This is a genomic window from Roseateles sp. P5_D6 (assembly GCF_054049415.1).
This window is the reverse complement of the sequence record NZ_JBFUMK010000024.1, coordinates 92,259-105,625: the sequence shown is the minus strand read 5'-3', so window position 1 is coordinate 105,625 and position 13,367 is coordinate 92,259. Positions and strand designations below refer to the sequence as shown.

10 protein-coding genes are annotated in these 13,367 nt (G+C 67.8%); 4 read left to right on the top strand and 6 right to left on the bottom strand.

Annotated features, from left to right (window positions below):
• Positions 1 to 261: 261 nt before the first annotated feature.
• Complete coding sequence (locus tag ACXJKM_RS25615) at positions 262 to 1,290, bottom strand: SPFH domain-containing protein (RefSeq protein WP_457356021.1); 1,029 nt, start codon at positions 1,288 to 1,290, stop codon at positions 262 to 264.
• 112 nt (positions 1,291 to 1,402) lie between these two features.
• Between ACXJKM_RS25615 and ACXJKM_RS25610 the strand changes: the two genes are divergently transcribed.
• The 3 genes from ACXJKM_RS25610 (at position 1,403) to clpB (ending at position 4,943) form a co-directional block, all read left to right on the top strand.
• Entirely contained in the window at positions 1,403 to 1,876 is a 474-nt protein-coding gene (locus ACXJKM_RS25610; protein WP_457324840.1) for a molybdenum cofactor biosynthesis protein MoaE, read from the top strand.
• On the top strand, positions 1,873 to 2,238 hold the full coding sequence (crcB, locus tag ACXJKM_RS25605; protein ID WP_457356020.1) for a fluoride efflux transporter CrcB: 366 nt from the start codon (positions 1,873 to 1,875) through the stop codon (positions 2,236 to 2,238). The genes ACXJKM_RS25610 and crcB overlap by 4 nt, the downstream gene beginning before the upstream one ends.
• 113 nt (positions 2,239 to 2,351) lie before the next feature.
• The gene (gene clpB, locus ACXJKM_RS25600; protein WP_056195633.1) at positions 2,352 to 4,943 is read left to right on the top strand and encodes an ATP-dependent chaperone ClpB; all 2,592 of its coding nucleotides are present in this window, start codon (positions 2,352 to 2,354) and stop codon (positions 4,941 to 4,943) included.
• Between the two features lie 25 nt (positions 4,944 to 4,968).
• On the opposite strand, the gene ACXJKM_RS25595 is transcribed toward clpB, so the two are convergent.
• The 3 genes from ACXJKM_RS25595 to ACXJKM_RS25585 form a co-directional block, all read right to left on the bottom strand.
• Entirely contained in the window at positions 4,969 to 6,285 is a 1,317-nt protein-coding gene (locus ACXJKM_RS25595; protein WP_457356019.1) for a GGDEF domain-containing protein, read from the bottom strand.
• Positions 6,286 to 6,368: 83 nt separating this feature from the next.
• Positions 6,369 to 7,352, bottom strand: a complete 984-nt coding sequence (locus tag ACXJKM_RS25590) for a DUF2804 domain-containing protein (RefSeq protein ID WP_457324327.1) — start codon at positions 7,350 to 7,352, stop codon at positions 6,369 to 6,371.
• The gene (locus ACXJKM_RS25585) at positions 7,349 to 8,335 is read right to left on the bottom strand and encodes an AraC family transcriptional regulator ligand-binding domain-containing protein (protein WP_457356018.1); all 987 of its coding nucleotides are present in this window, start codon (positions 8,333 to 8,335) and stop codon (positions 7,349 to 7,351) included. Before ACXJKM_RS25585 ends, ACXJKM_RS25590 begins: the two co-directional genes overlap by 4 nt.
• A 127-nt stretch (positions 8,336 to 8,462) precedes the next feature.
• Between ACXJKM_RS25585 and ACXJKM_RS25580 the strand changes: the two genes are divergently transcribed.
• Positions 8,463 to 9,338, top strand: coding sequence for a sterol desaturase family protein (locus tag ACXJKM_RS25580; protein ID WP_457356017.1), 876 nt, complete (start codon positions 8,463 to 8,465; stop codon positions 9,336 to 9,338).
• Here ACXJKM_RS25580 and ACXJKM_RS25575 read toward each other — a convergent pair.
• Entirely contained in the window at positions 9,328 to 11,334 is a 2,007-nt protein-coding gene (locus ACXJKM_RS25575; RefSeq protein WP_457356016.1) for an alpha/beta fold hydrolase, read from the bottom strand. The two genes, ACXJKM_RS25580 and ACXJKM_RS25575, sit on opposite strands and share 11 nt — an antisense overlap.
• Entirely contained in the window at positions 11,331 to 13,313 is a 1,983-nt protein-coding gene (locus tag ACXJKM_RS25570; protein ID WP_457356015.1) for an alpha/beta hydrolase family protein, read from the bottom strand. The genes ACXJKM_RS25575 and ACXJKM_RS25570 overlap by 4 nt, the downstream gene beginning before the upstream one ends.
• Positions 13,314 to 13,367: the final 54 nt, after the last annotated feature.

Sequence of the window (13,367 nt, the reverse complement as noted above, 5' to 3'; positions counted from 1 at the left end):
CCTGTGGACACTACGGAAGTAGGCCGCGAAGGCCATCCGCCCGGGGCCAATCAAGGCGTACCGCGCCGCCCGCACTGATGTGCGGGCAAGCGGTGCAACGCGGAGTGGCCCCGGGCGGATGGCCTTCCCTGCGGGTTGCGGCCAGAAAACCCGCGCGCGGCGTTGCGAAGCCTCGCTTGGGGCCTACCCAAGCCTCGTTTCGCGCCTTGCTCGCGGGCTTTCTGGCCACAACTCGGTCTGCTGCCGTAGTGTTCACAGGCCCTAGCCAAGTTTCTTCAGCAGATCGGCCTTCTTGGCGGCGAATTCCTCGTCGGTCAGGATGCCCTTGGCCTTGAGGTCGCCGAGCTTTTCCAGCAGCGAGACGATGTCTTCGGGCTTGCTGGCCGCCGGTGCGGGCGCTGCGGTGCCGACGCCGGCCAGGCCCTGGCCCAGCGTCTGCGCCAGCGTCTGGCCCAGGGCCACGCCGGCGCCCAGGCCCACGGCCTGGCCGGCGATGCCACCGCCGTCGCCACCGCCCTTGGCCATCTCGGGCAGGGCTTGCGCGGCCTGGTACTGCATGAACTGGCCCATGTTCTGGCCAATGATGCCCATGCCGATGCGCTGGTCGAGGATCTTCTGCAGCTCCTCGGGCAGGGACACGTTCTGCATCGTCACCGAGATCAGCTCCAGACCGATGGCCGAGAAGGACTCGGYAGTTGCGTTCTTCAGCGCGGCAGCGAACTCGACCTGGTTGGCGGCCAGGTCCAGGAAGGGCGTGCCGCTGCTGGCGACGGCGTCGCTGATGTGCTGCAGCATCAGGCCACGCAGCTGGCCGTCSAGGTCCTGCACCGTGTAGCGCTCGCGCGTGCCGGAGATCTGGCTGTGGAAGACCTTSGGGTCCAGGATGCGGTAGSCATAGTTGCCGAASGCRCGCAGGCGCACGGCGCCGAAGTCCTTGTCGCGGATGGCGACCGGCTGGCTGGTGCCCCAGCGCTGGTCGATCTGCTGGCGCGTGCTGAAGAAGTAGACGTCGCTCTTGAAGGGCGACTCGAAGAGCTTGTCCCAGTTTTTGAGGTAGGTCAGCACCGGCAGGGTCTGGGTCGTCAGCTTGTGGGTGCCGGGGCCAAAGACGTCGGCCACTTGACCCTCGTTGACGAAGACCGCGACCTGGGATTCCCGCACGACGAGCTGGCCGCCGTTCTGGATTTCCATGCCGGACATCGGGAAGCGCCAGGCCAGCACGCCATCGCCGTCCTCCGTCCACTGGATGACGTCTATGAACTGTTTCTTGATGAAATCCATCAGGGCCATGTCGATTCCTGGCTGCGTGAGAAGAAATGAGGGGCAAGTATCCGGCGGCGGGCTCAGACTTCAACGGCCAAACATGTGAATCTCACCGCGCGCCAGGGTGAGAATCTCTGTCATGCCCAGAGTTTGCATCCAGTCCGGGGACTTTGACGTCGGCGCCGAAACCTCCGCCCTGCGGATGGGGGATGGCGGCGTCGGTGCCGTCGTCGCCTTCGTCGGCACCGTGCGCGAGCACAGCAGCGGCGCGGCAGTGTCGGCGATGGAGCTGGAACACTACCCGGGCATGACGGAGGCGGCCATCGAAGCCATGGTCGACGCGGCCATGGCCCGCTTCGACATCCGTGCCGCCAAGGTCATCCACCGCGTCGGCACCCTGCAGGCCCGCGACCAGATCGTGCTGGTGCTCGTCACCAGCGCCCACCGAGGGCAGGCCTTCCAGGCCTGCGAATTCCTGATGGACTATTTGAAGACCCAGGCGCCGTTCTGGAAGAAGGAACACACGCCGGACGGCGCGCACTGGGTGGATGCCCGGGTGGCGGACGACGAGGCGCTGGCGCGCTGGGGCATCGCGGCGGGGAATGCTTCTTGAACACGCTGGCGGTGGCCTTCGGCGCGGCCATGGGGGGGCTGACGCGCTGGCAGATCGGCCTGTGGCTGAACACGCGCTGGACGGGCTTCCCGCTCGGTACGCTGCTGGTCAACCTCGTCGGCGGGTTGCTGATCGGCATGGCGCTGGAGTGGTTCGGGCGGCAGCCCAACGAAGTGCTGAAGTTGCTGCTGGTGACGGGCTTTCTTGGCGGGCTGACGACGTTCTCGTCCTTCTCGGGCGAGTCACTGGCCATGTTGCAGCGCGGTGAATTGCTGCTGGCACTGGCGCACACGCTGGCCCATGTGACGGGCGCGCTGGCCGCGGCGGCGGCGGGTTTCGCCCTGATGCGCGCTGTCGTTTGATCCAGGACAAAGAGGCGCTGTCCGACAGCCGCCTTTCACTCGCTGGCGCCAGACTGTGACTTGAAAATGCAGGGCTTGTGCCCACTTGGCTTCGCAACCGGAGGATTCCCACCATGCGTGCCGACAAGTTCACCACCCGCTTCCAGGAGGCCCTGGGTGAGGCCCAGAGCCTGGCCCTGGCCCGCGACAACCCCTATATCGAGCCCGTCCACGTGCTGGCGGCCATGCTGGCCCAGGATGAAGGCCCGCGCGCCCTGATGGAGCGCGCCGGCGTCAACGCTGGCGGCCTGCGTACGGCGCTGGACGGCTTGATGGCTGGCCTGCCCCAGGTCAGCGGCTCGGGCCAGACCGTGCAGGCCGGGCGCGATCTCGTTTCCCTGCTGCAGGCGGCCGAGAAAGAAGCCACCAAGCGCGGTGACCAGTTCATTGCCAGCGAGATGTTCCTGCTGGCGCTGACCGAGGCCAAGACCGACCTGGCCGGCGTCGTGCGCGGCCATGGTCTCACCCGCCGATCGCTGGAGTCGGCCATCGAGGCGGTTCGCGGCGGCCAGAAGGTCGAGTCGGCCGAGGCCGAGGGCCAGCGCGAGGCGCTGAAGAAATACACGCTGGACCTGACAGAACGCGCCCGCATGGGTAAGCTGGACCCCGTCATCGGCCGCGACGAGGAAATCCGCCGCACGATCCAGGTGCTGCAGCGCCGCAGCAAGAACAACCCCGTGCTGATCGGCGAGCCGGGCGTGGGCAAGACGGCCATCGTCGAGGGCCTGGCCCAGCGCATCATCAACGGCGAGGTGCCCGATTCGCTGAAGGGCAAGCGCGTGCTGGTGCTGGACATGGCCCTGCTGCTGGCCGGCGCCAAATACCGCGGCGACTTCGAGGAGCGCTTGAAAGGTGTGCTGAAGGAAGTCAGCCAGGACGCCGGCCAGACCATCCTCTTCATCGACGAGATCCACACCATGGTGGGCGCCGGCAAGTCCGAGGGCTCCATCGACGCCGGCAACATGCTCAAGCCCGCTCTTGCGCGCGGCGAGTTGCACTGCATCGGCGCGACGACGCTGGACGAATACCGCAAATACGTCGAGAAGGATGCAGCCCTGGAGCGCCGTTTCCAGAAGGTGCTGGTCGACGAGCCGACGGTGGAAGCCACCATCGCCATCCTGCGCGGGCTGCAGGAAAAGTACGAGGTCCACCATGGCGTGGAGATCACCGACCCGGCCATCATTGCCGCGGCCGAGCTGAGCCACCGCTACATCACCGACCGCTTCCTGCCCGACAAGGCCATCGACCTCATCGACGAGGCCGCGGCCAAGATCAAGATCGAGATCGACTCCAAGCCCGAGCCGATGGACCGGCTGGACCGCCGCATGATCCAGCTCAAGATCGAGCGCGAGGCGGTCAAGAAGGAGAAGGACGAGGGCTCCATCAAGCGCCTCGGCCTCATCGAGGACGAGCTGCTGAAGCTGCAGCGCGAGTACAACGACCTGGAAGAGATCTGGACGGCAGAGAAGGCCCAGGCCCAGGGCTCGGCCCACGTCAAGGAAGAGATCGATCGCGCCCGCCAGCACATCGAGGAATGGAAGCGCAAGGGCGACTTCAACAAGGTTGCCGAGTTGCAGTACGGCAAGCTCCCCGAGCTGGAGAAGCAGCTCAAGGAGGCCCAGGCCAAGGAGGCCGGCAAGGCCGGCACCAACAGGCCGCAACTGCTGCGCACGCTGGTGGGTGCCGAGGAGATCGCCGAGGTCGTGGCGCGCTCTACCGGCATTCCGGTCTCCAAGCTGATGCAGGGCGAGCGCGAGAAGCTGCTGCAGATGGAAGCCAAGCTGCACGATCGCGTCATCGGCCAGGACGAGGCCATCCAGGCCGTGTCCGACGCCATTCGCCGTTCACGTGCCGGCCTGAGCGATCCGAACCGGCCGCTGGGCTCCTTCCTCTTTCTCGGTCCTACCGGCGTTGGCAAGACCGAGCTGTGCAAGGCCCTGGCCGGCTTCCTGTTCGACAGCGACGACCACATGGTGCGCATCGACATGAGCGAATTCATGGAGAAGCATTCGGTGAGCCGCCTCATTGGGGCGCCCCCCGGCTATGTCGGCTACGAGGAAGGCGGCACGTTGACCGAGGCCGTGCGCCGCAAGCCCTATTCGGTGCTGCTGCTTGACGAGGTCGAGAAGGCCCACCCGGACGTGTTCAATGTGCTCTTGCAAGTGCTGGACGATGGCCGCCTGACCGACGGCCAGGGCCGCACGGTGGACTTCAAGAACACCGTCATCGTGATGACATCCAACCTCGGCTCCCAGCACATCATGGCGTTGTCGGGTGAGAAGGACGAGGTCATCCGCGAGGCCGTGTGGGGCGAGGTCAAGGCCCACTTCCGGCCCGAGTTCCTGAACCGCATCGACGAGACGGTCATCTTCCACGCGCTGGGCGCCGACCACATCAAGTCCATCGCCCGCATCCAACTGCGGCTGCTCGAGGCGCGCCTGGAAAAGATGGAGATGAAGCTGGACATCAGCGAGGCGGCGCTGAACGAACTGGCCAAGGTCGGCTTCGACCCCGTCTTCGGCGCCCGGCCGCTGAAGCGCGCCATCCAGCAGCGCGTCGAGAATCCGCTGTCCAAGCTCATCCTCCAGGGGCGCTTCGGCCCGAAGGATGTCATCCCGGTGCAGGTCGAGGGCGGCGAGTTCTCGTTCGGGCGCGTCGTGCACTGAGCGGCGTGCGCGGCGCCCGCCACGCTCAGAGCGTGGTGACGGCGTCGTGCGTGGTGTCGAGTTCGACGCGGTTGCGACCGGCGGCCTTGGCGCGGTAAAGGGCCGCGTCGGCCCGCTTGAAGGCGCGGTGGGTCGACGCTCCGGGCGGTGCCAGCGCAACGCCGAAACTCGCCGTGATGCCGAAACGACCCTTGGCGTCGAAGTTGCCGCGTTGCACGGCATCGCGCAGCTTCTCCGCCAGCCGCACCGCGTCGTCGGCATGGCGGCCCTGGCAGGCGACGAGGAACTCCTCGCCGCCCCAGCGACCGATGACGTCACTGGTGCGCAGATTGGCCGACACGATGGCGGCCATGCGGCGCAGCACCTCGTCGCCGACGGGGTGGCCCCAGCGGTCGTTGATGTGCTTGAAGTGGTCGATGTCGAGCAGCACGAGCGCCACGCCGGCCGATTCGGCCTCGAAGTCCTCCAGCGCAGACTCCAGACCGCGCCGGTTGAGCACCCCGGTCAACTCGTCGATGGTGGCCAGGCGGCGCAGCTTGTCCTGCTCGACGCGCAGCAGGCGGGTGCGTGCCGTCAACGCGTCGATCTCGCGCTGCTGGCGCAGATGACTGCGCCGCAGCGCGCGCCAGTGCCGGCCCACCACGGTGCCGGCCGCTAGCAGCCAGGCGCAGAGCAGGCCGAGGTAGAGGGTGTCGCGGGCGATCCACGGCCCCTTGAGCGTGAGATGGCGTAGCTCCAGCTCGTGGTTCTGGCCGGCGAGGCCGTCCGCCACGTCGATGGACAGGGACGTCACGTTCTCGACACTGGGCCGGTTGAACTCGCGCGGCAGGTCGAACTGCGTGATCCACCACTCGGGCACGGTCAGCTCGGAAAGTTCAAGGGTGACCGGCCCGGTGACATCGCGCCCCCTCAGGTTGATCGACTGCATGCGGGAGCTGTTGCCGTCGGTCAGCTTGGAGAAGCGCGGGTCGAAATTGCGCAGGGCCACGCGCAGATGAGCGGCACTGCCCTGGTAGGCCAGGTCCATCTCCAGGTTGTCGAATCCGCTCAGGTTCCTGCCGCGGGCCGGGTCATCGCCGCTCAGCACGAGGGTGATGCCACACGATTGCGAAGGGCTGTTCGCGGGATAGCGGCAAACCCAGCGGCGGCGTTCGAAATCGACCCACTGCACGGGGGGCTCGCCCGGTGCGTCGCCCGCGGTGATCAGGAACAGGTTGCTCACCGCACCGGGGGCCGCGAGGTCGATGCTGCGCTCGGGCAGCCAGGCCTGCGCCAGCACCAGTGCCACGGTCAGCGCAATGCCGGCCGCGAGGTTGCGTGTGGGTGTGGTGGCGTGGGGCACGTGGGGGGCGACTGGAGATGCGCCATGACTGTATCGACCCGCCCCGGTCTTTGAACCGACCTGCCGAGCCCGAGCGTGACGTATCACCAGCGGGAGCGGTGGTCCTCGGTCACGCCCAGCAGGCCGTCGATGCGGCGCGCCGGTGCGCCGGCACCGGCCCGCACCGTGCCGGCGAAGCAGCCGATGGGCTGAACGTAGTGGCTGGCGGCGACAAGGAGGTCACGGTCCTCGGCACGTGCGCCTTCAGGCGTGAAGACCAGGTCGAGCAGGCCGTCGTCGGTGTGCACCCGCCACGGCCGCAACGGCTGGGTGGGGTCGAAGTCGAAATGGGCGCCGGCCAGCGCGATCGGCATGCCGTCCAGCCACAGCACGTTCTCCTGCCCGCCGAAATAGCCCTGCTGCAGATTGAAGCCGGCGTCGGCGCGGTGGGCGCTGGCCCAGCGCCAGGCGGTGTCGCGGGCGAGCAGGCCATTGGACGCGTCGACCGCCGCCCAGGCGCCATCCAGGCCGAAATGATGGCCCTCGGCCTCGGCCCAGCCTTGCACGGGCAGGGCTGTGGTCTTTTGCGTCGCATGGACGATGCCGCCGTCGACCGGGCCGATGGCCAGCAGCGGCGGCGCCATGCGGCCGAGGTCCAGGCGGGCCTGGATGCGCAGCGCGCGCGTGGCGACCGTGAGGCGCAGGCTGTCGTCCGGCTCGTGGCAGAGCGTCAGACGCGCGCCTGGGCCGCGGAACCAGGTGCGGGCGCCGGCGAGCGGCGCGTCGGATACACCGGCCTGCAATCCCGGCAGGCCGTCCTGGCGCCAGTTGGCCAGCAAGGTGCGGCGGCGACGGTCGAAGAGGTAGGCGAAAGCCGTGCAGGTCCAGCCGAGGTGGACGATGGCGACGCCGATGAAGAGCTGCTCATTGCCCAGGCCAACGTAATGCCAGCGCTTGTGATGCAGCTTGTGCCAGAGCCAGGAGCGGCGCTCACGCATGGGTGACCAATCGATGCGCGATATGCGGCCGGCATAGCGGCCCATGGCCGGCGCGCCATGGGTGACGACGGTTTGGGGAGCCAGGTTCATCGTGAATGCTGTCTGCGCCACTGCAGCGGCGCCTGGCCTGTCCACTGCCGGAAGGCGCGCGTGAAGGCGCTTTGTTCGGAGTAACCGAGCAGCAGGGCGACCTCGGCCAGCTCGACGCTGGCGTCGCGCAGATAGGCCTCGGCGAGCTGCTGGCGGGTCTGCGAGAGCAGGGCCTGGAAGCTCTGGCCGTGCTCGGCCAGGCGCCGCTGCAGGCTGCGCGGGCTCATCTGCAGGCTCAGGGCCAGGTCGGGCAGTTGGGTGCGCCCGCTGCGGATCAGGCCGACCAGGGCCTGGCGCCAGACGCCAACTGGTTCGCTGACGGCCGCCACCTCCTGCAGCAGGCGTTCGGCCTGGGTGTCGAGCAGAGCCAGCAGGGCTGAATCCGCGCCGCGCAAGGGCAGGGCGAGGTCGCGCAGTGACAGCACGAGGCGGGTGCTGGGCTGCCCGAAGCGCACCGGACCGCCGAAGAAGTCCTCGTAGGGGCGCACATCTGCCGGGCGGCGGTTGACGAAGTCGACGGCCAGCGCCCGCAAGTGCTTGCCTGTGAACTCGCGCGTCAGCTGCACCAGCGCGGCAATGGCTGTCTCGTCGACCAGCGCACCCGGCCGGCCGCGCTCCACGCCCCATTCAATGCAGATGCCCTCCGTGCACGGATGCACCTGGGCGATGTTCACGTCATACACCGAGCGGTGATAGCGCTCCAGCCGCTGCAGCGCCTCGCCCAGCGTGCCGCAGGCCAGCGCCACGAAGCCGACCACGCCGAAGTGGCGCGGCGCGATGCCGCGCGCCAGGCGCAGCGGGAAGGTTGATTTGGGGCCGGGGTCGAGGTCGCGCGCCTGTTCCAGCAGCGCCTGCCAGCGGCGCAGCGCGACGAAGGTTTCGGTCGGCGCTGGCGGTGTGCCCAGAGGGTCGGCACGGCCGAGCGCCGCCATGTGCTCGAAGAGCAGCTGAACATAGCTGGCGGCGACACGGGTCTCATCCATAGCCAGTCGATGATGCAGCAGCGCCGACCGCCGTCTCCTGCGTGATCTCCCCAGGGCTGGCGCGATCCGTCAAAAACGCGGGTTTTGCCGTCAAGAAGCGGCGGCCTTTTCGGATCAACATGGCGGCATGGACTGGCTGCTCGACCTCTACCACCGCCACGGCGACTGGCGCGACCTGACGCTGGTCATGTTGTCACCCGTCTTCGGCGTCTTCATCGCGATGGAGGCCTGGCGCTTCCGCAGGACCGGCGTCTTCGACCTCTGGGACACCTTTGACAGCATGAACAGCGGCGGCAGCTACCTGGTTGCCGACCTGGTGCTGCTCGTCGTGCTGGTGTTGCCGGCCATGGGCTGGGTCCATGACCACCGCCTCTTCACCGTGGACGTGACCGTCTGGCGCTTCATCGGCCTGTTCCTGCTCGTCGAGTTCCTTTATTACTGGTTCCACCGTGGCAGCCACCGCATACGCTGGTTCTGGTGTGCCCATGTCGTGCATCACGGCTCGGAGAAGATGAACTTCGGCACCGCGCTGCGCCAGAGCTGGTTCTATCCGATTGCGGGCAACTGGCTGTTCTACCTGCCGGCCGTGTGGCTGGGCTTCGAGCCTCGCTGGGTGCTGTTCGCGCTGTCGCTCAACCTGGGCTACCAGTTCTTCGTGCACACCGGCTGGGTCGGCAAGATGCCGGCCTGGTTCGAGTTCATCTTCAACACGCCGTCCCACCACCGCGCCCACCACGGCCGCAACCCGCAATACATCGACAAGAACTTCGGCGGCACGCTGATCGTCTTCGACCGCCTCTTTGGCACTTTCGTGCCCGAGGAGGCGGCGGTCGACTACGGCCTGGAGCACCCCTTTTACACACACAACCTGTTCTGGCTGAATGCGCACGAGTGGCGGGCGATGTTCCACGACATGGCCCAGGAGAAGACCTGGGGCATGCGCCTGGCCCACCTGTGGAAGCCGCCGGAGTGGCGGCGGCATTACAACGGGTTCAAGGGCTAGTCGGGCCCAGGTATTTGGCCAGGAAAGCCTCCATGCGCTCGGCGAAATCGACGCGATTCTTGAGCACCGCAAAGCCATGGCCTTCGCCGGGGTAGGTCACCCAGGCCGGCTCGTTGCCGGCCTCGCGCATGGCCTTGCGCAGGCGCTCACCGTGGGCCAGCGGCACCCGCAGGTCGGCTTCGCCGAAGGCCAGCAGCACGGGCGCCTTGATGCGCGCCGCCTGCTTGACGGGTGAATGGGCGGCGATGAGGGCGGCGTCCTTCTCGGGGTCGCCCACCATGTCGCGCAGCTGGAACTGGCGGCCCCACTCGGGGATGTCATCGCGGACCCACCAGGACCCCGCCACATACAGATCCAGGTCGGTCACGGCCACCCAGGCCACGCCGCAGCGGTAGAGCTCGGGGTCCTTGATCAGGCCCATCAGCGTGCTGTAGCCGCCGTAGCTGGCGCCGGCGATGCAGGCCTTGTCGCTGGCGATCTTCTGTTCCTGCGCCCAGCGCAGCGCGTCCGCCACGTCGTCCTGCATGGCCTGGCCGAACTGGCGGAAGCCGGCGCGGAAATGGTCCCGGCCGTAGCCGGTGCTGCCGCGGAACTCCGGCTCGATCACGGCGTAGCCTCGCGAGGCCAGGAATTGCGCATAGGCATGCCAACCCCAGGCATTGCCGCGCACCCAGGGCCCACCGTGTACGAGGACGACGGCCGGCAGCGCACCTGTGGCCTCGGCGTTCTTCGTGACCCAGACAGGCAAATCGCGGCCATCGCGTGCCTTGATGCGGTGCAGGTCCATCTGTGCCATCTCGGACGGCTCGATTGCGTTGCGCATGCGGCCCACGGGGCGCCAGACTGATTCGCCCGCGGGCGGCTGGGCCTGGTAGAGCCACAACTGGCCGGGCTCGCGGTCGCTGTAGGAGCGCACCAGCGCCACGACATCGGCCTGGCCGCAGCGTCGGCAACTGATGCTGTTGACGCGGCCCGGCATGCGCTCGTCCGCCGCCTTTTGCAGCGCCTGCATGGCGGCGTTCTGCCAGACCGTCGTCTCGGCGTCGGTCGTGACACGCACGCCCAGGGCAGTGCCCGCGGCGTCATTGAGCACACGACCGTTGAAGTCGAAACCCGGTGTCACGACCAGAGGCTTGGGGTCTGGCGCGTGACGTTCGAAGTCGTACAGGCTCAGCACCGTTTCGCTACCGCGCTGGGTGTGCGTCACATAGAGCCGGCCGGCATCGTCGACGGCGTTGATGCCGAAGGGCGCGTTCAGCAGATCGCTTTCGTACAAAGGCTGCCAGTCCTGGCGGCCCGGGCCGCGCCACAGGGCGCCTCGCCGGCCGTCGCGGCGCGTCAGCGCGACGCGCAGCTCGCCGCGGCTGTCGGTCACCCAGCCCACGGTGTCGGGTGGGGCGTTCACGCCGGCCAGCCGCGTGCGGCCGGTGCGGGTGTTGAGCCACAGCGGCGTTTCCAGGTGGCGCTCGTCGGGCGTGAACTCGGCCAGCAGCACCTCTTCGTTGACCTCGTTCGGTTGAGGCCGTGGCACGGCCAGCAGGCGGTGGTTCCAGTCCAGCAGACGATCCTGCCGGCTGCCGTCAGTGAAGAATGGCCGCCCCATGCGCCGCACCAACTGTCGGATCTGGCTGCCGTCGGGGTTGATTGCAAACAAGCCAGGCGCGCCATTGGGGCGGCCGCTGCCATCGGACAGGTCCGTGACGCTGAAGACCAGCCGGTCATCGTTGATCCAGTTGACCTGCGAGATGTCGCCATCATTGAACTGCGCTGTGCGCATCGGCTTGCCGCCAGGGTTGAGGTCGAAGACGCCGAGGCCGACGCGCGGCCCGCCGAAGGTGCTCCTCACGGCGAGCTTGCGGCCCGACGGCGACAGCACGGCCTCGACGATGGTGGGGTCCTTGAAGAAGGCCTCGACTGGCGGCGGCGCGGCCAGGACCGGGGTCCCCGTGGCGAGCGTGGCCAGCAGGATCAGTGGGGCGAGCAGGCGCTGCTTCATGGCTGGTCCAATTGCTTGGCGAGAAAGGTCTCCACCCTGCGGGCGAAGTCCAGTCGGTTCTCGGGCTTGCCGAAGCCATGGCCTTCTTCGGGGTAGCTGACCCATTCCGGCGGATTGCCGGCCGCCTTCAGGGCGTCGCGCATGCGCTTGCCATGCACGATGGGCACGCGCAGGTCTGCCTCGCCGTAGGCCAGCAGCACCGGCGCCTTGATGCGCGAGGCCAGCTTCACCGGTGAGTTGGCGGCCAGCATGGCGGCATCCTGCTTGGGGTCGCCGACCATTTCGGGAAGGGTCAGCTTGCGGGCGATGCTGCTGTCATCGCTCACCCACCACGACCCCTGCACCATCAGCTCCAGGTCCGTCACGGCCACCCATGCCACGCCGCAGCGGTAGAGGTCGGGATCTCTGGCCAGGCCCATCAGCGTGCTGTAGCCGCCGTAGCTGGCGCCGATGATGCAGGCCTTCTCGCTGGCCAAGCCTTCCTTCTGCGCCCAGCGCAACGCGTCGGTCACGTCGTCCTGCATGGCCTGGCCCCATTGCTTGAAGCCGGCGCGCAGATGCTCCTCGCCGTAGCCGGCGCTGCCGCGGAACTCCGGCTCGATGACGACGTAGCCGCGCGAGGCCAGGAACTGCCCCCATTTGTCCCATTCCCAGACATGGCCCCGCACCCAGGGCCCGCCGTGCACCAGCACAACGGCCGGGCGCGGCCCCTTGGCATCGTCGGCGCGCGTGATCCACACCGGCAGTTCGCGTCCGTCACAGGCCTTGATGGTCTTGAAATCCATCGTCGCCATCTGCTCGGGGGCGACTGCCTCGCGCACCCGGCCGATGGAGCGCCAGTGCGGTTCTCCGTCGGGCGGTTTACCCAGGTAGAGCCAGACCTTGCCGGGGTCGTGATCGCCGTAGGACTTGATGATGGCCACCATGTCCTGCTGGCCGCAGCGAAGGCAGCTGATGCGGTTGATGAAGCCCGGCAGGCGCTTGTCGGCCTGCTGCTGGAACTTGGCCATGCGTTCATCCAGCCAGACCGTCGCCTCGCTGTCCACCAGCGCCCGCACGCCCAGCACGGTGCCGCCTTCGGTGATCAGGTGGCCGGCGAAATCGAAGCCAGGCGTTGCCACGATGGCGGCCTGAGCGGGCGCTTTCGTTTGGACGTCGTAGCGCGCCAACACGCCTTGCGGGCTTCCTTTGGGCACGTGCGTGACGTAGAGCGTGCCTTTGCTGTCGACGTCGTGGAGCCTGAAGGGCTGCTTCAGCACCGTCGTGTCGTAGAGCTGCTCCCATTGCGTGCTGCCCGGCTTGAGCCAGTAGGCCTGCAGGCGGTCGTTCGTGAAGCTCACTGCTGCGCGGGGCGCGCCGCTGGCGTCGACCAGCCACTGCTGGATGTTGTCGGCCGGTGCCTGGACGGCGACATCGCGCGTCATGCCCGTGCGAGTGTTCAGCCACAACAGCGCCTGGGTGCGGCGCGAGTAGGAGGTCACCAGCACTTCTTCATTGGGTTCGCCGGGCCGTGGCTCGGGCACCAGGCGCAGGCTGTGGCTCCAGTCCAGCAAGCTGTAGTCAGGCTCCCCCTTGTTGATCCCGAAGCGGTTGTCGCGCTCGATGAGCTTTCGCAGCCCGGTGCCGTCCGCGTTCACGGCGAACAGGCCCGGCGGCCGCCAGTTCTCGCCACTCAGGTCCGTGAGGCTGAAGACGAGCCGGTCATCGTTGACCCAATGGACCTGAGTGACATCCTCCTTGCCGAATTGCACGGCTCGCGTCAGCTTGCCACCGGGGGCCAGTTCCAGCACGACGAGGCCGACGCGCTTGGCGCCTTTGGCGGTCGTGATGGCCAGCCGCTTGCCCGAGGGCGACAGCGCGATTTCGCCGATGTCCGGATCGCCAAAGAACACCTCGGCCGGCGGTGGGGCCGCCCGCGCGGCGCTGACGAACAGCAAAAGGCCGGCAACGACGCCGGCCCAGCACTTCAATATCTCCATATCGCTCCCTGCACTGCTTCGTTGACAGCGGCGCGCAGCATAGGGGAGGGCGTG

What these genes read in the sequence shown, in the direction of transcription:
- ACXJKM_RS25575 (WP_457356016.1), bottom strand. Translation starts at nt 11,334, where the DNA reads ATGAAGCAGCGCCTGCTCGCCCCACTGATCCTGCTGGCCACGCTCGCC.
- ACXJKM_RS25570 (WP_457356015.1), bottom strand. Translation starts at nt 13,313, where the DNA reads ATGGAGATATTGAAGTGCTGGGCCGGCGTCGTTGCCGGCCTTTTGCTG.
- ACXJKM_RS25585 (WP_457356018.1), bottom strand. Translation starts at nt 8,335, where the DNA reads ATGGATGAGACCCGTGTCGCCGCCAGCTATGTTCAGCTGCTCTTCGAG.
- ACXJKM_RS25590 (WP_457324327.1), bottom strand. Translation starts at nt 7,352, where the DNA reads ATGAACCTGGCTCCCCAAACCGTCGTCACCCATGGCGCGCCGGCCATG.
- clpB (WP_056195633.1), top strand. Translation starts at nt 2,352, where the DNA reads ATGCGTGCCGACAAGTTCACCACCCGCTTCCAGGAGGCCCTGGGTGAG.
- ACXJKM_RS25580 (WP_457356017.1), top strand. Translation starts at nt 8,463, where the DNA reads ATGGACTGGCTGCTCGACCTCTACCACCGCCACGGCGACTGGCGCGAC.
- ACXJKM_RS25610 (WP_457324840.1), top strand. Translation starts at nt 1,403, where the DNA reads ATGCCCAGAGTTTGCATCCAGTCCGGGGACTTTGACGTCGGCGCCGAA.